General features: G+C 70.9%; 20 protein-coding genes. 11 read left to right on the forward strand and 9 right to left on the reverse strand.

Going from position 1 to position 21,252, the window contains the following annotated elements:
• The first annotated feature begins 68 nt into the window (after nt 1–68).
• From ACZ4TO_RS17495 to ACZ4TO_RS17515, 5 genes are read left to right on the forward strand one after another with little or no spacing between them, the layout of a single operon-like run.
• On the forward strand, nt 69–932 hold the full coding sequence (locus tag ACZ4TO_RS17495; protein ID WP_382786240.1) for an STAS domain-containing protein: 864 nt from the start codon (nt 69–71) through the stop codon (nt 930–932).
• A complete protein-coding gene (locus tag ACZ4TO_RS17500) occupies nt 929–1,369 on the forward strand; it encodes an STAS domain-containing protein (protein WP_468024615.1) in 441 nt (146 codons plus the stop codon). The genes ACZ4TO_RS17495 and ACZ4TO_RS17500 overlap by 4 nt, the downstream gene beginning before the upstream one ends.
• On the forward strand, nt 1,366–1,779 hold the full coding sequence (locus ACZ4TO_RS17505) for an anti-sigma regulatory factor (RefSeq protein ID WP_382786235.1): 414 nt from the start codon (nt 1,366–1,368) through the stop codon (nt 1,777–1,779). The genes ACZ4TO_RS17500 and ACZ4TO_RS17505 overlap by 4 nt, the downstream gene beginning before the upstream one ends.
• Entirely contained in the window at nt 1,767–2,993 is a 1,227-nt protein-coding gene (locus tag ACZ4TO_RS17510; RefSeq protein WP_468024616.1) for an ATP-binding protein, read from the forward strand. The genes ACZ4TO_RS17505 and ACZ4TO_RS17510 overlap by 13 nt, the downstream gene beginning before the upstream one ends.
• Nucleotides 2,990–4,363, forward strand: coding sequence for a PP2C family protein-serine/threonine phosphatase (locus ACZ4TO_RS17515; protein ID WP_468024617.1), 1,374 nt, complete (start codon nt 2,990–2,992; stop codon nt 4,361–4,363). Before ACZ4TO_RS17510 ends, ACZ4TO_RS17515 begins: the two co-directional genes overlap by 4 nt.
• 192 nt (nt 4,364–4,555) lie before the next feature.
• Here ACZ4TO_RS17515 and ACZ4TO_RS17520 read toward each other — a convergent pair whose 3' ends face one another.
• From ACZ4TO_RS17520 to ACZ4TO_RS17540, 5 genes are all read right to left on the reverse strand, one after another.
• Entirely contained in the window at nt 4,556–4,909 is a 354-nt protein-coding gene (locus tag ACZ4TO_RS17520; RefSeq protein ID WP_382786228.1) for a PRC-barrel domain-containing protein, read from the reverse strand.
• Between the two features lie 169 nt (nt 4,910–5,078).
• Nucleotides 5,079–5,795 (reverse strand): hypothetical protein, encoded by a 717-nt coding sequence (locus ACZ4TO_RS17525; protein WP_468024618.1) that lies wholly within the window; start codon nt 5,793–5,795, stop codon nt 5,079–5,081.
• 166 nt (nt 5,796–5,961) lie between these two features.
• Entirely contained in the window at nt 5,962–6,684 is a 723-nt protein-coding gene (locus ACZ4TO_RS17530; RefSeq protein ID WP_468024619.1) for a hypothetical protein, read from the reverse strand.
• Between the two features lie 7 nt (nt 6,685–6,691).
• A complete protein-coding gene (locus ACZ4TO_RS17535; RefSeq protein ID WP_382786222.1) occupies nt 6,692–7,315 on the reverse strand; it encodes an RNA polymerase sigma factor in 624 nt (207 codons plus the stop codon).
• The gene (locus ACZ4TO_RS17540) at nt 7,312–7,509 is read right to left on the reverse strand and encodes a hypothetical protein (RefSeq protein ID WP_468024620.1); all 198 of its coding nucleotides are present in this window, start codon (nt 7,507–7,509) and stop codon (nt 7,312–7,314) included. Before ACZ4TO_RS17540 ends, ACZ4TO_RS17535 begins: the two co-directional genes overlap by 4 nt.
• A gap of 661 nt (nt 7,510–8,170) precedes the next feature.
• Between ACZ4TO_RS17540 and ACZ4TO_RS17545 the strand changes: the two genes are divergently transcribed.
• The 4 genes from ACZ4TO_RS17545 (at nt 8,171) to ACZ4TO_RS17560 (ending at nt 12,971) form a co-directional block, all read left to right on the forward strand.
• The gene (locus tag ACZ4TO_RS17545; protein ID WP_382786216.1) at nt 8,171–9,010 is read left to right on the forward strand and encodes an SDR family oxidoreductase; all 840 of its coding nucleotides are present in this window, start codon (nt 8,171–8,173) and stop codon (nt 9,008–9,010) included.
• A 6-nt stretch (nt 9,011–9,016) separates the two neighbouring features.
• Nucleotides 9,017–10,351 (forward strand): NAD(P)/FAD-dependent oxidoreductase, encoded by a 1,335-nt coding sequence (locus tag ACZ4TO_RS17550; protein WP_382786213.1) that lies wholly within the window; start codon nt 9,017–9,019, stop codon nt 10,349–10,351.
• Nucleotides 10,352–10,428: 77 nt separating this feature from the next.
• Nucleotides 10,429–11,931 carry a cytochrome ubiquinol oxidase subunit I gene (locus ACZ4TO_RS17555; protein WP_468024621.1) on the forward strand — a complete coding sequence of 501 codons (1,503 nt, stop codon included), beginning with the start codon at nt 10,429–10,431 and terminating at the stop codon, nt 11,929–11,931.
• Nucleotides 11,928–12,971, forward strand: a complete 1,044-nt coding sequence (locus ACZ4TO_RS17560) for a cytochrome d ubiquinol oxidase subunit II (protein ID WP_385043931.1) — start codon at nt 11,928–11,930, stop codon at nt 12,969–12,971. Before ACZ4TO_RS17555 ends, ACZ4TO_RS17560 begins: the two co-directional genes overlap by 4 nt.
• A gap of 60 nt (nt 12,972–13,031) precedes the next feature.
• Here ACZ4TO_RS17560 and ACZ4TO_RS17565 read toward each other — a convergent pair whose 3' ends face one another.
• The 4 genes from ACZ4TO_RS17565 to ACZ4TO_RS17580 form a co-directional block, all read right to left on the reverse strand.
• Nucleotides 13,032–14,612, reverse strand: a complete 1,581-nt coding sequence (locus ACZ4TO_RS17565; RefSeq protein ID WP_468024622.1) for a GMC oxidoreductase — start codon at nt 14,610–14,612, stop codon at nt 13,032–13,034.
• A 210-nt stretch (nt 14,613–14,822) separates the two neighbouring features.
• Entirely contained in the window at nt 14,823–15,380 is a 558-nt protein-coding gene (locus ACZ4TO_RS17570; protein ID WP_468024623.1) for a gluconokinase, read from the reverse strand.
• 9 nt (nt 15,381–15,389) lie between these two features.
• A complete protein-coding gene (locus ACZ4TO_RS17575; RefSeq protein ID WP_468024624.1) occupies nt 15,390–16,334 on the reverse strand; it encodes a cyclase family protein in 945 nt (314 codons plus the stop codon).
• A gap of 3 nt (nt 16,335–16,337) precedes the next feature.
• Nucleotides 16,338–18,158, reverse strand: a complete 1,821-nt coding sequence (locus tag ACZ4TO_RS17580) for a glycoside hydrolase family 15 protein (protein WP_468024625.1) — start codon at nt 18,156–18,158, stop codon at nt 16,338–16,340.
• Between the two features lie 205 nt (nt 18,159–18,363).
• On the opposite strand from ACZ4TO_RS17580, the gene ACZ4TO_RS17585 reads away from it, so the two are divergent.
• Complete coding sequence (locus ACZ4TO_RS17585) at nt 18,364–19,311, forward strand: DUF389 domain-containing protein (RefSeq protein ID WP_382786192.1); 948 nt, start codon at nt 18,364–18,366, stop codon at nt 19,309–19,311.
• Between the two features lie 41 nt (nt 19,312–19,352).
• Entirely contained in the window at nt 19,353–21,137 is a 1,785-nt protein-coding gene (locus tag ACZ4TO_RS17590) for a cation:proton antiporter (protein WP_468024626.1), read from the forward strand.
• Nucleotides 21,138–21,252 lie beyond the last annotated feature (115 nt).

The following is a 21,252-nucleotide window of genomic DNA, read 5'->3' on the forward strand; positions in this document are numbered from 1 at the left end:
ACAAGGTCCGCAGGTCACTCAGATGACCTAAGGTTCCGAACAGGCCGCCTGGCCTCCTGCGAAGAAGGATGTGCTCCGTGGCTGGTGAAGGCGTATCGAATCGTTTGGTCGGTCTGCTCACGGTCCGAGGTGAGGATCTCGGCGCCGAATGGGCGGACAAGGTCACCGGTTCCCTCGGCGGGCGGGTGAGCCGCGCCGAGGTCCAGCGGGAACTGCAGGAGATCTACACGGCATTGGTGGCCGCGCTCGCCGACGGCAGCCTGGACGGGCGGGGGGAGGCATTCGGCGAGGTCCGGGCGCTCCTGACCGAACTGTCGCGCAACCGCGCGCACCAGGGCTTCACCCCCACCGAGACCGCGGTGAGCGTGTTCGCGCTCAAGGAGGTCCTGGAGCCGTCCCCGTCCGGCGACGACAGCGACCTGCAGGCGTACCTGAAGTTCTCCGCGCTGCTGGACACCCTGGGCCTGTTCACGATCGAGGTCTACACGCGTACGCGCGAGGAACTGATATCGGCGCAGGCCGAGCAGTTGCTGGAGCTGTCCACGCCGGTCGTGAAGCTGTGGGACGGGGTGATCGGCGTTCCGCTGGTCGGGACCCTGGACTCGGCGCGCACGATGGTCGTGATGGAGAAGATGCTCCAGGCCCTGATCGACACGGGTGCCGAGCAGGCCATCATCGACATCACCGGTGTGCCGGCGGTGGACACCGAGGTCGCCCAGCACCTGCTGAAGACCGTCGTGGCGGCCCGGCTGATGGGCGCCGAGTGCACGATCTCCGGCATCCGTCCGCAGATCGCGCAGACGATCGTGGCGCTGGGGATCAACTTCGGTGACATCGTCACCAAGGCCACCCTGGCCGATGCCCTGCGGCACGCGCTGCGCCGCTCCGGTGTCACGCTCTCGCGCACGGCACCCCCGGCCGGTGCTCGGTGACCGAGCGCGTTCCGGTCCTGCAGATCGGACAGGTCCTGCTGGTGTCGATCCAGACGGACCTCGACGACCAGTCGGTGATGCTCCTTCAGGACGACCTGGCCGCCAAGGTCGTCGAGACGAGCGCCCACGGTGTGGTCATCGACATCACCGCGGTGGACATCGTCGACTCCTTCGTGGGCCGGATGCTGGCGACCATCGCCTCCATCTCGCGTCTGCTGGACGCGCAGACCGTCGTGGTGGGGATGCGCCCGGCCGTCGCCATCACCCTGGTCGAACTCGGCCTGTCCCTGGGCGGCGTACGGACCGCCCTGACCCTGGACAAGGGGCTGCGCCTGCTGCGACAGGCCCGCGCCCAGTCCCTCGAGGAGTCCGATCCCGACGTCGCGGCCGGTCCCGGATCCGACGGCATCGTGCCGGATGCCGCGGCAGGCCTGTGAACGGGGCCTCCAGCGCCTCGGAGACGCTGGAGATCACCGCCAACGCCGGCGTGGTGCAGGCCCGCCAGCGGGTGCGCGCCCTGGCGCAGGAATGCCGTTTCTCCCTGGTCGAGCAGACGAAGCTGATCACCGCCGCGAGTGAGCTGGCCCGCAACACCCTCATCCACGGAGGCGGCGGCACGATGACCGCCGGCCTGGTGGAGGAACGCGGCCGGCGCGGCGTGCGCCTGGTCTTCAGCGACCAGGGGCCCGGCATCCCCGACGTGGACCTGGCCCTGACCGACGGCTGGACCTCCGGCGCCGGCATGGGCCTGGGGCTGTCCGGTTCCAAACGACTGGTCGACGACTTCGTCCTGGAGACCGTCGCCGGACAGGGGACCACGGTGACCGTCACCAAGTGGGCGCGGTGACGGCCGTGGACGTCGCGCGGTTGCTCGACTGCGAGGACGTGGCCTGGTTCCGCGACCAGCCGGAGGCCGCCCGAGGTGCGGCCGCCGCCCTGGGCCGACGTATCGGCCTGGGGGAGCAGCGCAGTTCCCAGCTCGTGCTGGCGGTGGCCGAACTGGCGGGCAACATCGCCAAGCACGCCGTCGACGGCTCCCTGCTGCTGCGCGTCGTACGCAACGAGGACATCGCCGGGGTGGAGGTGCTGGCGGTGGACGGCGGCCCGGGAATCGCCGACGTGCCGGCGGCCCTGCAGGACGGCATGTCGACGACCGGCACCCTCGGCATCGGCCTCGGCGCGGTCCGGCGCCTCGCCGACTCCTTCCACATCCACTCCCAGCCCGGCGTGGGCACCGTACAACTCGCCCGTTTCTGGCCGCGTCCCGCACACCCTTCGGTGGCCGGAGAACCCGCGGTGGGAGGCGTCACCCGGCCCATCGGCGGCGAGCAGGTCTGCGGCGACGCCTGGACCGCCCGCACGGACACCGGCGAGCAGCTCTTCGTCCCGCCCACCGAGAAGGTGGCGGGTCCGCCCGCGTCCGGCGCCGTCGGCTGGTCGGCCCTGACCGGTGTCCGCCCGGCCACCCCTCACCCGCGGACAGCGACGACCCGGGGCTCCTTCGCGGGCCCCGGCCGCTCAGGTCGTCCGACGGCGGTGCGCGCCGCCGTCGCCGGGCCCGGCACCGGCGTACTGATCATGTCCTGCGACGGGCTGGGCCACGGACCGATGGCCGCCGTGGCCGCCCAGGCGGCCGTCCACGCCTTCAGGACGGGAACCGCCCGCACCCCGGAAGGGGCCATGGAGCAGGTGCACCGCGCTCTGCGCGGAACACGCGGCGCGGCGGTGGCCATCGCGCGCCTGGAGCCGGACGGCCGCCTGCTGTTCTGCGGCGTCGGGAACATCACCGCCGCCCTGGTCACCAGCACCAGCCGCAGCACGTTGCTCTCCCACCCGGGCATCACCGGTCACCAGATGCACCAACTGCGCACGTACGAGCACCACTTGCCTCGACACGGGATCCTGGTGATGCACTCCGACGGCCTCAGTGAACGCTGGACCCACAACGACCTGGCGGGCCTGCTCCACCACCCGCCCGCGTTGATCGCCGCCGCGCTGATGCGCCAGGCCGGAACGCGCCGCGACGACGCCAGCGCGGTGATCGCCAAGGCCGCCCGGTGAACGTACCCGCCCCACGCGCCCACCAGTACACGGCGGGCGCCAGTGCCCTGCTGGTGACGCCGCTCAGCACCGAGCACGACATCTTCGCCCTGCGCCGCCACGCCAAGACCATCGCCTCGGCCGTCGGCCTGGACGACCGCGACCAGGTGCGCCTGGCCACGGCGGTGAGCGAGCTGGGACGCGATCTGCTGCGCCCCGCCGCGATGACCGCCGTGTTCAGCCTGCAGCAGGAGCCCGCCGCGCTCCGCACACTCCTGCAGTGGCGCGACGACCGCGCGCCCAGCGGCGAATCGCTGACCGCCGTCACCCGGCTGCTGCCGCAGACCCGTCACGAGCCGGCCCCCGGACCCCCGGACCACTCGGGCGGCGGCCGGATAGAGATCGTCTGCCACATCCCCGAGCTCGCCGCCCGGGACCTGAAGGTGGAACAGGTCCTCTCCCTCCTGGAGTCGGACGGCCCCGCCAGCGCGATCGACGACCTGCAGGCACAGTCCCGCGACCTGATCAACGCACTTCAGGAAGCCCACGCCCAACGCGACGAACTGGAACGCCTCAACGAGGAACTGACCGAGACCAACGCCGGGGTGATGGCCCTCTACGCGGAGCTGACCGTCGAGCACAAGGACGTCGTGGAGCGCTTCGGACAGGAGCACGAACTCGCCCTGGCCCTCCAGCGCACCTTCCTTCCCGCGAGCCTGCCCCAGAGCCCCGGGGCGGAACTCGCGGTGCGCTATCTCCCCGCCGCCGCCACGACGGAGATCGGCGGCGACTTCTACGAGGCGGTCGCCACCCCGCAGGGTCTGCTCCTCGCCGTCGGGGACGTCGTCGGCCACTCACTCCAGGCCGCCATGGTCATGGGCGAGATCCGCCACGCCCTGCGCGCCTACGCGGCCCAGAACCTGCCCCCGCACGTCCTGCTGCAGCACCTGGACCATCTGCTGGGTCTGCACCAGCCCGGTTGGACCGCCACCGTGTGCATCGTCCTGGTCGACGCCGACCACGCGCGCCTGCACGTCGCCAACGCCGGTCACCTGCCACCCCTGCTCCTGGGGCCCGGTGGGACGCCCCGCTATCTGAGGGAACACGGCCCGCTCCTGGGCCTGGGCCTGCCGCAGCCCGTGGCCGTCAGCCATCCCGTCGAACCGGGCAGCAGGCTCGTCATGATCACCGACGGGCTCGTCGAGACCCGCGACACCGATCTCAACGAACGCCTCGATCTGCTGAGCGCTGTCGTGGCGGAAGGGCCCCGGGAGCCCGAGGCGTTGTGCGCGCACCTGGTGGACACCTTCGGGGAGGACCCCGACGACGACATCATCGTCTTCGCCGCCCGCCTCCGTCCACCCGATCCCCCGGCGTCCGGAGCCGACTGACCGGCGGGCTCGCCGTACGCGAAGTGGCGGCATGCGAAGGGGCGTTACGCGAAACGGCTTTGTGCGAAACGGCTTTGTGTGAAACAGCGTTATGCGAAACGGCGTTATGCGAACGGGTGTTATGCGAGAAGGCGGGTGGCGAACAGAGGAAGTCCGTTCACCACCCGCCCCTCGCGCGCCGATGCCGTGAGGTCAGATCATGCGCAGGTTCGTGTAGTAGCCGCCGACCCGCTCGTGATAGTCGGCGTCGCCGATGTGCTTGTCCTGGACGAACTCGGGAGAGTTCTTGACCTGGTCCTTGGTGAGCGCGACGTAGATCTTCCGCTCGTCCTGGTCGACGGACTGCACCGTGCCCGCCGGAAGCAGGACATGCTTGCCGAAGATCCATACGCCGGTGTCGACGACGAGGTAGGAGGAGTCGACCTCGTCCGAGTGCTTGTCGACCTTCCCGATGCTGCCGTCGGTGGCCTCGACCTTGTATCCGATCAGGTCGGTGCCCGCGATGTGGCCGGTGGTCGGCTGGTAGCCCCAGATGCCGTCACTCATGAAGAAAGACTCCCTCATCGAAATTCGTTGAATCCGCGGTCGAACCACGGATCTGTCGAGGTGTCATCGAATGCGGTGACGTTTCCTCGTGAGGCCGGGTTCCCAGCGTTCGGAGCCCGACACATTCCGACGCGTGGAGATGCCCGGATGGCTGGAAGTGCCGGTGTCGTCAGTGGAGGATGCTGACGGCGCGAGCGATGACGAGGAGAGATGTCAGGAGGGCCGCGATGCTCTCGACGCTCATCAGCAGCTTCGCGCGCGTCGTCAGGGGCATCGTGTCGGTCGGGCTGAAGGCCGTGGAATTCGTGACGGAGATGTACAGGTAGTCCACGAGCGTGGGGACCCAGTCTGAGGTGCCGCTGGAGCCGTCGGCGACCTCCTCGACCGCGTCGTCGTTCTCGTCCTGCGAGAACCGGAAGTCGGCCAGGGGGAGTTCGCCGCGCGGGGCCTGTGTGCGTACCACGGGGCCGCCGCGGTCCAGCTCCCAGTAGGTGAGGCCGAAGGCGATGATGTTGGTGAGCCACACCTGCAGAGCGGCCACCAACAGGGATCGGCCGTCCTTCACATCGGCGTGCACCAACTCATGGATGAGGATGCCGAGCGCGGTGAGGTTGCTGGCCACGATGAGCAGGACGAGCGCCAGCGAGAGGAACCGGAAGGTGGCCGTCTGGCGGGTGAGCCTCTTGGGATTGATCGCGATGAGCGGCACCAGGAGAAGCAGCTCCAGAGCGGGCAGCACATAGCGTGGCGCGACCAGGAGTTGCTGCGGCAGGCCCACGTACAGGGCGATGGCGACGAGGGTGGCGACCACTCCCGGCAGCCGGGCCTCGCCGCGGCGCTCGTGCCTGGGATGCCGGGTCCGGGCATCGGCTCGGCTCGTCACCATGGGCGGTCTCCTCCCGTACAGCTTGTGGATGCGCCGGCACACGCCGCTCCCGGACGGGGCGTTCCGTGATCGACTACCCTCCCATGGCCGGTGTGAGCCGACAGGTATGTGTGGACAGGCGGTTCGCGGGCGGTGGCACCTGGTGGCCTGCCGGTGACGGTGTCCGTCAGAGTGCCCCGTGGACCAGGTGGGTCCAGTGTTCGGCGAGGGCCGGGATGGGCTGGGGGACGGGGCCGAGGTCGCCGTTGTGCGGGGTGTGCAGGCCGTCGACGGCGTCCTTGAGGGTGTGTTCGCGGACGTCGGGGCCGGGAGGCGGCAGTGTGTACGTGATGGAGGGGGTCGCCGAGGCCGCACGGCGGTGAAGGTCGGCGTGATGGGGGACGGGTGTGTACGTGTTCCAGCCGAGGCTGTTGAGGCGGTGGATCTGGCCGGCCCAGTGGGTGGCGTCACGCATGTCGCCGTGCCGGAGATGGGTGAGGTAGAGGCACAACGCCGCCGTCACGTTGCCGGCGCCCGCCGCGAAGTGCCACCAGAACTGCGCTCCTTCCTCCTGGTCGGCGAGATAGAGCAGACTCGCGAAGGTGAGAGCGCCGTCGGGATCGCGGCTCATGTCGAAGGCCGTGATGCGGGCGGCGGCGCCGCGGTGACGGACCGTGCCACGGCACAGCAGGCGCAGGTCGTACGCGGCCCGTTCGTGCAGGGCGGCCGGGAGCGGTCGGGCCCGCCGGCCGCCGTGCGGGACGGCGCTCAGGAACTGCACCCAGCGCAGCTCGTGGAGGTGCCGGGCAAGACGGTGCCGGGCGGTGTCGAGGTCGGCGCCGGTGTACTCGCCCTTGAAGACGCGGGCGCGGCGCAGAGCCTCGTCGATGCTGCGCGGGGTGCGGTTCACAGGCCGCTCACTCCTTGTCCGTCTCGCGGGTGTCGTCGGTGCGGTATCCCATGGCGGCGGCGAGCCGTGCCCTGGCCGTGCGATGCGTCGAGCGCACGGTGGCTTCGCTGATGCCCATGATCAGGGCGGTGTCCGCGGTGCTGAAGCCGAGCGCGTTGCGCAGGACGACGACGTCGAACTGGCGCTCGCTCAGACGCGCCATGTGCCGGTAGAGACCCAGTCCTTCCTCCAGTTCGGCGATCTCGTCCGCGTGCTCGGCGTGGAAGGAGTCCCGGAAGGAGGCCAGGAGGGGTTCGGTGGCCGCGCGCATGGCCCGGGCGAAGGCCAGGGTCTCGGTGGTGGCGGGGCTGCGGCCCAGGGCCGCGAGCTCGCCGTGCACGCGTTGTTTGAACAGGGCCCAGGCGTACGACCCGCGGTCCGGCATGGACTGGAGCCGGGGCCAGATGGTGGACAGGTAGAGGAACGTGGCGTCGACCAGCCGGCGGGCGGTCGCCGCGTCGCCGAGGTGGATGCGGCTGTATTCCAGGCAGGCTCGGTCGTAGCGGGCGTGGAAGTCCCAGAAGTCGGCCGGCATCTGAGGGGTGCGACTGTCGATCGTGTGTCCTGCCGGATCGGGCTGCTGGATGGTCACCGGCGGCCTCCCTCGTCCAGGGAGGCCGTGTCGGGCTGGGCTGCAGGGGAGGGAGGCTGCTGTTCGACCAGGGCCTGTGCGCCGAGGCGTACACCGGCGCCCAGGAGGCGCCGCACTAAGAACCACACGTCGGGCGCGAAAGACCGCGCCGCGGCGGCGAAGGCCAGCGAGAAGCCGGCTACGTCGTAGTCCACAGTGAATGTCTTCCTTCGTTTCAGGCGGTGGCGTGACCGCACCGTCCCCCGTCGGGCGGGCAGGCACCTGAAGCATCGTTGCTCTGGAAAACAGATAAGCCCACCAGAGCCGGTAAACGTGCAGGCCTCCGAGCAGATCGTTCCGACACCGGGCGGCTTTCCGCCCACCTGGACGGGGAGGCGCGCTTTGCTGCAGCGCAACGCCACACCGCGCCACCTCGCGCGCCTGGCGCGCCACCCGCGACGAGCTGCCTTTTTGACAGAAAAGAAGGAATTCCAACCCGCTTTGCGCGAACGTGAAATTGCACGCTCAATTTCACCGTGTGGTTCAGATCACATCTTGCCGACTCCGGCGGGAACGCTTCGATGCACCCGGTGCCGCGAGCGCCGCCCGGCACGCCGCCTTGACGCGGCGACGGTGCGCCGCCCACGCGGCCTGGCGGCTCCGGCGCCCGGCCTGCCACCGGCCGCCCATGACGTCGCGATCCGCCTGAGCCACCGGAGTGACATCGGCGGTCGAAGGGACCCGGCCGCGCGCGTCGGGCAGCCGCTCACGGGGCCGATGCATTTTGCTGGCCACCGAATTCTGGCGTCTTCCGCGAGGCCTTCCCGCCGGCCGGTGGGGGCGGGTGCGGGTGGGAATCGAGCGAGGAGGATCCTGGTGGCAGGAAGTGTCGTAGAAAGCGGTACGCCGTTGGTCGCACGGCTTCTGCGAGGGCAGAAGGCCCTGGTGACGGGCGCGAACTCGGGTATCGGCAAGGCGACCGCCATCGCCCTGGGCCGGGCCGGGGCGGACGTCGTGGTCAACTACGTCGTCGGAGCCGACGAGGCCGAGAAGGTCGTCGAGGAGATCAAGGGCTTCGGGGTCAACGCCTACGCCCATGAGGCCGACGTGTCCGACGAGGACCAGGTCGTCGAGATGGTCGCCCGGATCGTGCGGGAGTTCGGGACCATCGACATCATGGTGGCCAACGCCGGGCTCCAGCGGGACTCCTCGCTCGTGGACATGACGCTGGCCCAGTGGCAGAAGGTCATCGACGTCAACCTGACCGGGCAGTTCCTTTGCGCGCGGGAGGCCGTCAAGGAGTTCATGCGGCGCGGTGTCGTCCCGGAGGTGTCCCGTGCGGCGGGCAAGATCGTCTGCATGAGCTCGGTCCACCAGATCGTCCCGTGGTCGGGCCACGTGAACTACGCCTCCTCCAAGGGCGGCGTCGGCATGATGATGCAGACCCTGGCCCAGGAGCTCGCCCCGCACCACATCCGCGTGAACGCGGTCGCGCCGGGTGCCATCCGCACCCCGATCAACACCGCCGCCTGGGACACCCCCGAGGCCGAGGCCGAACTCCTCAAGCTCATCCCGTACCGCCGGGTCGGCGACCCCGAGGACATCGCCGACGCCGTCGTCGCGATGGTGTCCGACCTGCTCGACTACGTCGTCGGCACGACCTTGTACGTCGACGGCGGGATGACCCTCTTCCCCGGCTTCGCCACCGGCGGCTGAGGCCTCGTGGAAGACCATGTGACGCCCCGCCGGGTGGTGATCATCGGGGGCGGGTTCGCCGGGCTGTTCGCCGCGCGGGCCCTGCGCCGGTCACCGGTCGCGGTGACACTGATCGACCGCCGGGCGCATCACCTCTTCCAGCCGCTGCTGTACCAGTGCGCGGCCGGGATCCTGTCGGAGGGCCAGATCGCGCAACCGTTGCGGGCGGTCCTGCGCCGTCACGCGAACGTGCGCTGCCTGCTCGCCGACGCGACCGACGTGGACGTCAAGGGGCGCGCCGTCCACGCCCGGCGGCCGGAGGGCGGCAGCCTCGTCGTCCCGTACGACGACCTGATCGTCGCGGTGGGCATGCGCCAGTCCTACTTCGGGCACGACGAGTTCGCGGCGCACGCCCCGGGCATGAAGACGCTGGAGGACGCCCTGGAGGTGCGCCGCAGGATCTACCGCGCCTTCGAGATGGCCGAGTCGGCCACCGACGCGCGGGACCGGCGGCACTGGCTCACCTTCGCCCTGGTCGGCGGCGGGCCGACCGGCGTGGAACTGGCGGGCCAGATCCGGGAGATCGCCGGCCACACCCTGGACCGGGAGTTCCGGACCATCGATCCCCTCCAGGCCCGGGTGCTGCTCTTCGAGGGGTCCGACCAGGTGCTGGCACCCTTCGGGGACCGTCTGGCGGGGCGGGCGGCCCGCGCCCTCGGCGATCTGGGCGTGGAACTCCATCTGGGCACGCGGGTCACCGACCTCGACGAGCAGGGCCTGACGGTGAAGGAGCGGGACGGCACGACCACACGGCACCCCGCGCGGACCGTGCTGTGGACGGCCGGCGTCGAGGCCCCGCCCATCGTCGCCGCCCTGGCGCGGGCCACGGGCGCGGAGCAGGACCGGGCCGGCCGTATCGCCGTCGAACCCGATCTGACCCTTCCCGGCCATCCGGAGATCCGCGTGGTCGGCGACGTGATGGCCCTCGACCACCTGCCCGGTCTGGCCGAGGTCGCCATGCAGTCCGGTGCCTACGCGGGACGGGCCGTGCGTCACGCGGTGGAGGGCCGGACGAAGGAGCCGAAGCCCTTCCGGTACAGGGACCTGGGCAGCGCGGCCTACATCTCGCGCGGACGGGCCGTCGTCAAGGCCGGGCCCGTGCACCTGTCGGGCGTCGGCGGCTGGCTGGCGTGGCTGTTCATCCACATCGCCTTCCTGACGGGGTTCCGCAGCAGGCTGGGCGCGGTCCTGAGCTGGTCCGTGGTCTTCGCCTCCGGTGCGCGACGGGAGCGGGCCTTCACCGTGCCCGGCACCGGGCCCGCCGAGCCGCCCGGCGTCACCGCGGCGCTGCGCGGGCCCTGACCGGGCCGGGGGTCCGCGCCGTCATCGTCCTGTCCCTGCGTTCCCCGCCGAGGCGGGTGAGGATCACCGAGGCACCTATGCTCAGCACCGCAGCGCACCTGGCCGCCGGTACACCGGCCCAGCTCCTGCCCTCACGTGAGTTGATGGCCTTCACCCTGGCCTCGCACATCCTGCTCGTCCCCTTCGGGGTGGCCCTGCCCTTCATCACGCTGGTCATGCACTACCGGGGCCTGCGCCGCGACGATCCGGTGGCGATGCAGCTCGCCCGGCGCTGGTCGGCGGTGATGGCGGTGCAGTTCGCCATCGGTGTCGTCACGGGCACCGTGCTGTCCTTCGAGTTCGGCCTGCTGTGGCCGGGCATGATGGGGCGCTGGGGTGACGTGTTCGGTCTGGGCTTCGGCGTGGAGGCCTGGGCGTTCTTCCTCGAAGCCATCATGATCGCCATCTACCTCTACGGCTGGCGCCGCCTCAAGCCGTGGACCCACTTCTGGCTGGCCGTACCGCTGCCGCTGGCCGCCATGATGGGGGCCTTCGGGATCATCGCCGCCAACTCGTGGATGAACACCCCGCAGGGGTTCAGCCTCGACGCCCAGGGCAACCCGACGGACGTCGACGTGCGGAAGGCCGTCTTCACCCCGATCTTCGGCACCGAGTACTGGCACTTCGTGGTGGCGATGTTCCTGACGGCCGGTTACGTGGTCGCGAGTGTGTACGCGGTCGGCTGGCTGCGGGGCCGCCGCGACCGGTACCACAAGCTGGGCTTCATGGTGCCGTTCACCATCGCCGCGATCCTGACGCCGATCCAGTTCTTCCTCGGGGACTCCGCCGCCCGTTCGGTGTTCCAGAAGCAGCCGGTGAAGTTCGCGGCCATGGAGATCGTCTGGAAGACCGACACGCACGTGCCCGAGTACATCTTCGGCCGGCTGCACTCCGACGGGTCCATCTCCGGCGGCATCAAGATCCCCCAACTGGACTCGATCCTGGCCGGGTTCAGACCCGACACCAAGGTGACCGGACTGACCTCGGTACTGCCGGCGGACCGGCCGACCGCGGCCCAGGCGACCCTCGTCCACTTCTGCTTCGACATCATGGCGCTCATCGGCAGCGTGCTGATCCTGCTGGCCCTGTGGTACGCGTGGCTGTGGTGGCGCCGCCGGGACATGCCCGACAACCGCTGGTTCCTGCGCTGCGCCGCGGTGGCGGGCGTGGCCTGCCTGGTGACCGTCGAATGCGGCTGGATCGCCACGGAGGTCGGCCGCCAGCCCTGGATCGTCTACAACCACATGCGGGTGTCCGAGGCCGTCACCCACACCGCGGCCGGGGGGATCTGGGCCGTGCTCGGGGTCGTCATCGTGGTGTACGTCGCGGCCTTCGGCTCGTTCCTGGCGGTCCTGCTCAAGATGCGCGACCGCTGGCGCGTGGCCGACGAGGCCGCGACCTCCTCGGCCTCGGTGCTGGAGCCCGAGGCCGACACCCCGTACGGGCCCAGACACCCGGCCGACGCCGCGACCGCCGGGGCTCCCTCCGGCGGCGGGCCGGGCAAGGGACCGTCCGACGGGTCCACGGGGGGTGAGCGATGATCGCCGATGCCATCGCCTGGGTACTGGTCGTGGTGATCGCCGCCTACGCGTGCGGTGGGGGCACCGACTACGGAGCGGGGTTCTGGGATCTGTTGGCGGGCGGTGCCGACCGGGGCAAGCGGCCACGCTGGCTGATCGACCACGCCATGGCGCCCGTGTGGGAGGTCAACAACGTCTGGCTGATCTTCGTGCTCGTCCTGATGTGGACCGGCTTCCCGACGATGTTCCAGGCCGTGTTCACCGCTCTGTGGCTGCCGTTGGCCCTCGCGGCTGTCGGCACGGTGCTGCGCGGTGCGGGCTTCGCCCTGCGCAAGCCGAGCAGGCGCCTGGCCCGACGGCGCGTCTACGGGGCGGTGTTCGCCGTCGCCTCCCTCCTCACGCCGTACTTCCTCGGCTCGGTCCTCGGCGGTGTCGCCTCGGGCCGGGTCGCGGTGGGCACGCCCGCCACCGCGCACGTCTGGGCCAACCCGACGTCGATCCTCGCGGGTCTGCTCGCCGTCGCGGCCACCGCCTTCCTCGGCGCCGTCTTCCTGGTCGCGGACGCGCGCCGGTTCGGCGCGGACGACCTCGTCGACTATTTCCGGCTGCGGGCCCTGCTCGCGTTCGGCGCGGTGGTGGTGCTGGCCGCGATCGCCCTGCCGGTCACCCACCACGACGCCTCGTACGTCTGGCACGGGATGACGCGGGGTCTTGGCCTGCTCATGGTGATCCTGGCGGCCTGTGCCGGCGTGGCGACGGTGGCGCTCCTGCTGGTCCGTTCCCACCGCTGGTCACGGCACACCGCGGTCGCCACCGTGGCCCTGGCCATTGTGGCCTGGGGCTTCGCCCAGCGCCCCTATCTGCTGCCGACCACGCTGACGGTGGCCGACGGGGCCGGGGCCGCGCACACACTGCGCTGGCTGGCCATCGTGGCGATCATTGCGGTCGTGCTGATCGGCCCCGCGCTGGTGCTGGTCTACCGGCTCGACACACAAGGCGAGTTGGAGCCGCTGACCGACGCCGACACCCGCGCCGCGGGGCTTCCCGGGGACAACGTGTGACGCGGGCCGGCCGGCGCGGCGGAGCATCGACGCTCCGCCGCGCGGGCCGGCCGCTCGCCCTCAGCCCAGCCGTTCGATCAAGTGGTCGCCGACGCGCTGGGCGTTGGCGATGGCGGTCAGCGACGGGTTGACCGCGCCGATGCTGGGGAAGAACGACGTGTCCACGACGTAGAGGTTGTCCAGGTCGTGGGCCTTGCAGTCGACGTCCAGGGCCGAGCTCGCCGGATCGGTCCCGAAGCGCACGGTGCCGGCCTGGTGGGCCGTCGCCCCGATCGGCATCCCCTTGTGCAGATAGATGCTGTGGGACAGCAGACGGTGCGGATGCATCCCCAAGTGCCCCAGCATTCCCTGCAACTTGTGCTGAAGCCGCTTGAGGCCCGCGATGTTGTTCTTCTCGTCCAGGGCGAGGTGGATGCCGCCGTCCTTGTCCAGGGTGACCCGGCTCTCCGGCAGCGGCAGGTCCTCCCCGCACAGCCAGAAGTCGACCGCGTGGTGCGCGAGGACCTCGAACGGCATGTCGGGGGAGACCTTGCCGGCCCAGCGCGGCGCCTCGCCGTGGATCTGGTCGGCGTCCGACTTGCCGAGCATCTGGATGCCGCCGAGCGGGAACTCCCAGTCGTCCGCGCCGAAGTACCAGTCGTTGAGGGCCAGGGTCTTCTGGAACCTGGTGGGGTTCGGTTCCTTCGACACGGCCATCAGCGCCAGGTTGTTGTGGCGCATGTAGTGCCGGCCCACGACGCCGGAGCTGTTGGCCAGGCCCGCCGGATGCCGGTCGTTGGCCGAACGCAGCAGCAGGACCGCGGAGTTCACCGCACCGCAGGCGACGACCACGATGTCCGCGGTGAACGTCTCCGTGGTCCCGTCCCCGAGGTCCGCGACCACGCCGGTGACCGTCTGCCCGGACGCGTCGGTCTCCAGCCGGCGGACGTCGGCATGGGTCACCATCGTGACGTTGGGGTGTCCGAGCGCGGGGTCGACGCAGATCACCTGCGCGTCGGACTTCGCGCCCAGCAGACACGGGAACCCGTCGACCCGGTCGCAGCGGATGCAGGCACTGGCGTGCGTGGCCCGGCCCTGCCCGTCCTGGGTGAGGTCGACCCCGATCGGCAGGTGGAAGGGGTGCAGCCCCTGCTTCTCCAGGTCGTCGCTGAGCTGTTGGATCCGCGGTTCGTGTTCGACGGGCGGGTAGGGGTACTGCTCGCCGGCCGGGCCCGCGGTCATGTCCTCTCCGTGGCGCCCGTGCACGCGGTAGAGGTGCTCGGCCTGTGTGTAGTACGGCTCCAGGTCCTCGTAGCCGATCGGCCAGGCCGGGGACAGCCCGTCGTGGTGGCGCACCTCGCCGAAGTCGCCGGGGCGCAGCCGGAAGAGCGCGGCGCCGTAGAACTTGGTGTTGCCGCCGACGTAGTAGTTGACCTCCGGCGGGAACTCGTTGCCGTGCTTGTCGTACCAGAACTCCGGTGCGCGGTACTTGCCTTGGACGAAGACCGCTGTGGAGTCCCAGTTGTCCCGCTCCCTGGGCAGGTAGCCGCCGCGTTCGAGGATCAGCACGCGTTTGCCGCTGGGTGCCAGGCGATGCGCGAGAGTGCCGCCGCCCGCTCCGGTGCCGATGACGATGACGTCGTAGTGCTGGTCGCCGGTCATGAACCGCCCCGTCCGTGGAGTCGTTGGCCTTCTCTGTCCGGATCTCGGCCCCCCACGGCTGGAATCGCCCAAAAGCCCCTATTGGATGTGATCGGATACGCATCCGATTTTATCGGGCGCTTCCACCCCCAGCACCCCGGCGCTTCCACCTCCCCGGCTCCTTGGCACCTCCACCCCCGGCCCCTGGCGAACAGGCGTCGGGAAGCGGGCTCACCCGGGCTCTCGCCGGCACGGTCCCCCCGCCCATCCGACCCGGTGCAGAGCGGCCTCCGCCTGGTCGACGATCCACTGACGGGAGTTCTCGGCGTCGACGGTCAGGCCCGGTTCGTCCGGGCGCAGCGGCTCCAACTCCGCGTACTGGGAGTCCACCAGGGCGGCGGGCATGAAGTGTCCGCTGCGCCGCGCGACCCTCCGGAGGGCCGTCGCCTCGTCGAGTGCGAGATGCAGCAGCCATACGCGGGTCCCCGCCCTGCGGAACATCTGCCGGTACCGGTACCTGAGCGCCGAGCAGGCCACGACCCCACCCGTGCGGGAGGCCGTCGCCTCCTCGATCCACTCGTCGACGGCCGTCAGCCAGGGGCGGCGGTCCTCGTCGGTGAGCGGCCGGCCGGCGGCCATCTTGGCGCGGTTCGCCGCCGGGTGCAGATCGTCCGCCTCCAGGAAGGGCACCCCGAGCCGCTCGGCCAGCAGGATCCCCGTCGAGGACTTCCCGCACCCCGACACCCCCATGACCACGACGATCGCGGGTTCCTGACCGGGGTTGCCCATACGGCGCCCTCACAGAACGGCGATCGGGTTGACGGGGGAGCCGGTGGCGGCGGGAAGCCGCAGCGGGGCCACGACGCAGAGGAACGACCAGCGCCCCTCGGCCGCGCAGACCGGCACCAGATCCTCGAACTGCAGATAGTCGAGGAGGTGGACGCCCATCGCGTGCATCGCCAGCACGTGCACGGGGAAGTCCACGCCGTCCACCGCACTCGGGGCGGTGTCGTTGTTGCCGTCGCTGCCCAGGACCGCGACCCGCCGCTCGGCCAGGAACTCCAGAGCGTTTGGGTGCAGGCCCGCCCTGGCCTCCGCCGTGTGCCAGGGACCGGCCTCGGCGCGGCGTTTGCGGTGACCCACCCGTACGAACAGCAGGTCGCCCTCCCCGACCCGGGTGTCCTGGGACCGCTCGGCGGCGGCGAGGTCGTCGGCGCTCACGTGCTCGCCGGGTTCCAGCCAGGGCACGCCCCGCAGCCGTGGGATGTCCAGCAGCACGCCACGGCCCACGATCCCGTCCGCGAGCGCCCCGACCGTCAGCGCCGTCGCGCCGTCCGCCGTGACACTGCTCGCGTCCACACCCCCGTGCAGGGTGCCGCGGTAGATCACGTGACACAGGGCGTCGAGGTGGCTGTCGGTGTCCCCGTGCACGTTCATCGCGAAGCTGTCCCGCGCGAAGTGCAGCCCCTGGTCGTCGGACGCGTCGGACCAGGCGCGCATGGTGTGCCGGGCGGGATCCGGGCTGTCGGGTCCCGTCGACGTCTCCACCGGGGCCGCCAGGGTGACGGTCCTCCCGGTCCGTATCTCCCGTGCCGCCGACGTCACCCGATCCGGCGTCAGGGCGGCGAGCGCACCCCGCGCGCCGGCCGCCCACGAGGCGCCGGACGCCAGCCGCCGGTACAGGGCGTCGAACTCGGCCGTGGTCAGCCGGGGCGCCTCCACGCGGGAATCACGGGCGGCCACGCCTCAGCGCCCGTGCTCTGCGTCGAGGGCGTCGTCGAGCGTGCTCGCCGCCATGATGAGCGCGAGGTGGGTGAACGCCTGCGGGAAGTTGCCCAGTTGCTCTCCGCTGGGGCCGATCTCCTCGGAGAACAGGCCCACATGGTTCGCGTACGTCTGCATCTTCTCGAAGGTGTACCGGGCTTGCTCCAGCCGACCCGCACGCGCCAGGGCGTCGACGTACAGGAAGGTGCACAGGCTGAAGGTGCCTTCCGAACCGCGCAGGCCGTCGGGGGAGGCGGCGGGGTCGTAGCGGTAGACGAGGCTGTCGGAGACCAGCGTACGGTCCATGGCGTCCAGCGTGGACAGCCACCGCGGATCCCTGGAGCCCAGGAAGCCGACCCTCGGCATCAGCAGCAGCGAGGCGTCCAGCACGTCACCGTCGTAGTGCTGGATGAACGCGCGTTCCTTGTCGCTCCAGCCGCGGTCCATGACCTGCTTGAAGACGGCGTCGCGGGCGGCGCGCCACTTGTCGATGTCGGCCGGTCTGCGCCAGTGGTCGGCCAGGGCCAGGCCGTGGTCGAAGGCCGCCCAGCACATCACCCGGCTGTACGTGAAGTCCTGGCGGCCGCCGCGGGTCTCCCAGATCCCCTCGTCCGGCCGGTCCCAGTGATCCGCCAGCCAGTCCAGTGTCTTGGCGAAGGTCTCCCACCCCTCGTACGACGACTGCGCCTCGATCTCGCGCCCCTGGGACAGGGCGTAGACCGCCTCGCCGTAGATGTCGAGCTGGAGCTGGTCGGCGGCGCCGTTGCCGATGCGCACGGGCGCGGATCCGCGGTAACCCTCGAAGTGTTCGAGGCTCTCCTCGGGGAGGTCGGGGCTGCCGTCGATGCGGTACATCGTCTGCAGCGGTTCGTCCTCCTTGCCCTCGCGCTCGCGCAGCCGCTCGACCAGCCAGTGCACGAAGGCCGTGGCCTCCTCGACGAAGCCGAGGTCGAGCATGGCCCGCACGGACAGCGAACCGTCGCGGATCCAGGTGAAGCGGTAGTCCCAGTTGCGCTCCCCGCCCACCTGCTCGGGCAGGCCCATGGTGGCGGCCGCCACCAGCGCGCCGGTCGGCGCGTACGTCAGCAGCTTCAGGGTGATCACCGAGCGGTGCACCAGCTCCGGCCAGCGGCCCCGGTAGCGGGACTGGCGCAGCCAGGCGTGCCAGAACCGGGTGACCTCGGTGAGCCGCTCGTGGACGGCACCGATGGTGAGGGGGTCGGGTGGGCTGCCGCCCGGGGCGCAGACCGTGAACACCGCCCCGGCGCTCTGCCCCGCGTCGAGACGGACGGTGCCGCGCACGTCCTGGCCGTCCGCCTCCAGGGGGAACGTCGCCTGGAGGAACGCCTCCGTGCCCGGCGCGTGGAACCGGGCACCGCTCCCGTCGACGTCGAGCCGGTGCTCGGCGCGGCCGTAGTCGAAGCGCGGCCGGCACTCCAGGGAGAACTCGACCGTTCCCCGGACCGCCCGTACCAGACGGATGAGCTGGTGCCGGTCGGTCGGTGTACGGGTCCGGTCGGGAGGCATGAAGTCGACGACCTCACCCACGCCGTCCGGCGACATGAACCGCGTGACCAGGATCGCGGTGTCCGGATAGTAGAGCTGCTTGCAGGCGAGATCGGGATGCTCGGGAGCGATACGGAAGTGCCCGCCGCCGTCGTGGTCGAGCAGGGCGGCGAAGATGCTGGGCGAATCGAAGCGTGGTGCCGCGAACCAGTCGACCACGCCCTGGGAGGAAACGAGCGCGGCGGTCTGCAGATCGCCGACGAGGCCGTGATCGGCGATGGGCGGATAGCGGTCCATCCGGTCACTCCACTGTCTCCCCGAGCAACCCCCTTGTACGTCCGCTTCCACTATCCGTCCCTGGTCGCGGCATCGCCACACGCCGCCGAAGCGGTGAATCACCGACCATCGCTGCTACTTTTTGTCCCGATCCGTCACTGAAAGTGCATGCCGGCCCTGGTCCACAGCACCCGGCCCCACCGTCGGCAGAGCTGGGAGACTGGCCTTGGACCTGATCCACGTTCGACTGGTGAGCCCGCCCGACCTCACGCCCCGGACCGTCGAGCTCCTCTCCGACGACCGCTGTGTGTTCAACCTCGTGCTCTCCGGCGAGGCCCGCAACCCGGCGGGCGACGCCATCCAGTGCGACGTGCTGGCCGGAGACGCGAGCACCGTGCTGCGCGGCCTGCGCGCCCTGGAGATCGACTCCCGCGGATCCATCGTCATCGAACCCGTCGACACGGCGTTCTCCGACAAGGCCGCCGAGGCCGAGCAGCGCCGGCTGGGGCCGCTGGCGCACACGCCGGTGTGGGAAGAGGTCGAGGCGCGCATCCGCGCGGAGGGCACGTACGGCCCCAGCTTCTACCTCTACCTCGTGATCGCCGGGGTGATCGGGGCGGTCGGCATCCTGACCAACTCGCAGATCCTGATCGTCGCGGCGATGGTCGTGGGGCCCGAGTACGGCGCCGTCGCCAGCGTCGCGCTGGGCATCGACCGCCGCAACGGTGCCAGGGTCCGCCAGGGACTGCTCGCCCTGACCAGGGGATTCGCGCTGGCCGTCCTGGCGACGTTCCTGTTCTCCTGGGCGGTCAGGGGCCTGGGCCTCACACCGAGACTGTTCGGGCTGGGCGTCAGACCGGTCACCACCCTGATCGACACTCCGGGCTTCTTCTCCGCGGCCGTCGCCGTACTGGCCGGAATCGTCGGGATCGTCTCGCTGACGCAGGCCAGGACGACCGCCCTGCTCGGCGTCTTCATCTCGGTCACCACCATCCCCGCCGCCGCCGACATGGGGGTCGCCCTCGCGTACTCCAGTTGGAGCGAGGCCCGCGGTTCGTTCCTCCAACTGCTGCTCAACATCCTGCTGCTGATCGTCGTCGGCGTCGTGACGCTCACGTTCCAGCGAGCCCTGTGGCGGCGGATCGGCCTGCGCGGCCGGGCGTCGACCACCTGACGCGCCACCGCTCCCGCGGCTTCCCGAGAGAAGGACTGTTCGTGACGACGGATGACGTGCTCACCGGCGTGGCCCTGATCATGGTCTTCGCCGTCGGATCACAGTTGCTGGCCAGCGTCCTGCGCATCCCCTCGCTGATCGTCATGCTCCCGGTCGGGTTCGCGGCCGGAGCGCTGATCGACGACGTCAACCCCCAGCAACTGCTCGGCCCGGCCTTCTCCCCGCTGGTGACCCTGGGCGTCGCCGTGATCCTCTACGACGCCGGCCTCGGCCTGGACCTGAACAGGTTCAGGGGCCACAACCGCACGGTCGTCACCCGCCTGATCTGGCTCGGCGTCCCCGCCACCTGCCTGCTCGGCGCCGCGCTCGCCATTCCGCTGCTGAGCATGTCCCACCAGGCGGCCATCACGCTGGGCGCCGTCCTGGTGGTCTCGGGCCCCACCGTCGTGGGGCCGCTGCTCGGCATCGTCCGCCCCAAGGACCGCCTTCTGCACATCCTCGTGTGGGAGGGCTCCCTCATCGACCCCGTCGGCGGCATCCTCGGCGCCGTCGTCTTCCACGCCGTCGACGCCAGCACCCAGCCCACCGCGTCCGGCGGGATCGCGCACTTCGCGGCCAGCGTGGGCACGGGCGTGGCCGGAGGCGTGGTCGGGGCGGCCGCGCTGTGGGCACTGTTCCGCGTGGTGCGGCCCGGAGAGGTGCTCGGCACCGCGGCCCAACTCGCCGCCGTGATCGGTGTGGCGGCCGGCTGCGACATCCTGCGCGACGACTCGGGACTCATCGCCGCCGTGCTGATGGGCCTGTCGGTGGCCAACATCTCCCGCATCGACATCCCCGTCCGCCGCCAGTTCTTCGAGACACTGGTCAGCCTCATCATCGGGCTGCTCTTCACGTCGATCTCGGCCACCGTCACCCCCGCCTCGCTCGACCATGTGGGCCTGCCCGCACTCGGGTTGGCGGCCTTCCTGGTCGTCGTCGTCCGGCCCCTCGTCGTCGCGATGTGCACCTTCGGCACCGACCTGTCCCGGGGCGAGCGGTGTTTCATCGGATGGATGGCGCCACGCGGGATCGTGGCGGCCGCCACCGCCTCCACCTTCACCTCGGCGCTCGTGGCCGATCACATCGACGGCGCGGCCAAGATCCTTCCGGCGACCTTCGTCGTCATCGTCGCCACCGTCACCCTCTACGGACTCACGGCGGCCCCCGTGGCCCGGCTGCTGCGGGTGAAACGCCCGTCCCGTTCACGCCCGCTCCTGGTCGGCGGCGACCCATGGGTCCTCGACCTCGGCGCGACCCTGAGATCCACCGGGATGGAGGTGCTGATGTGGGCCGGCCGCGACGAGCAGCGCGACCGCATCCGGCGAGCCGGACTCGAGATCGCGCCGGGCGCCATGCTGGGCAACGCCACCGGCTCCGGCGCGGAGCTGGAAGGAATCACCGGCGTGTTCCTCCTCACCGGCGAGGACGACTTCAACGCCCTGGCGACGGCGGTGCTGCACGGCGGTGTCGAGGGACCGGTCCTGCGCGTGGGCGCGGCGCAGGGCAGCCATGGCGCGGTGGATCCCTACCGCGGCGGCGAGATTCTGTTCGGGCCGCATCTGACGGGTCCCGCCCTCGCCCGCAGGCACCAGGAGGGCAGCACCATCGTGGCGGTCCCCGCCGAGGACGGCGTCCCCGCCGACAGCGACCTGCTGTTCGTGGTGCGCCCGGGCCACCGGCTGGAGCCCGTCACCGAGGACAACGCCCCGCGGCCCGACCGGGGGGACACCCTGGTCCTGCTGGCCCCGGCCGCCGAAGGCCGGGCGGTACGGGCGACCGTTCCGTGAACTCCGCCTGCATGGCGTTCACTCTCCGCCCGCCCGCCTGCCGATCGTCTCCTCATACCTGTGCGCGGGCGCGGACGCGCACCACGGCGTTCCCCTTGGCGTAGCCGCTTCATCC

It is taken from the genome of Streptomyces sp. NPDC028298, from assembly GCF_055565895.1.

Coding starts and splice junctions, on each gene's coding strand:
- ACZ4TO_RS17565 (WP_468024622.1), bottom strand. CDS start 14,612: ATGACCGGCGACCAGCACTACGACGTCATCGTCATCGGCACCGGAGCG.
- ACZ4TO_RS17520 (WP_382786228.1), bottom strand. CDS start 4,909: ATGAGTGACGGCATCTGGGGCTACCAGCCGACCACCGGCCACATCGCG.
- ACZ4TO_RS17580 (WP_468024625.1), bottom strand. CDS start 18,158: ATGGACCGCTATCCGCCCATCGCCGATCACGGCCTCGTCGGCGATCTG.
- ACZ4TO_RS17525 (WP_468024618.1), bottom strand. CDS start 5,795: ATGGTGACGAGCCGAGCCGATGCCCGGACCCGGCATCCCAGGCACGAG.
- ACZ4TO_RS17560 (WP_385043931.1), top strand. CDS start 11,928: ATGATCGCCGATGCCATCGCCTGGGTACTGGTCGTGGTGATCGCCGCC.
- ACZ4TO_RS17495 (WP_382786240.1), top strand. CDS start 69: ATGTGCTCCGTGGCTGGTGAAGGCGTATCGAATCGTTTGGTCGGTCTG.
- ACZ4TO_RS17570 (WP_468024623.1), bottom strand. CDS start 15,380: ATGGGCAACCCCGGTCAGGAACCCGCGATCGTCGTGGTCATGGGGGTG.
- ACZ4TO_RS17555 (WP_468024621.1), top strand. CDS start 10,429: ATGCTCAGCACCGCAGCGCACCTGGCCGCCGGTACACCGGCCCAGCTC.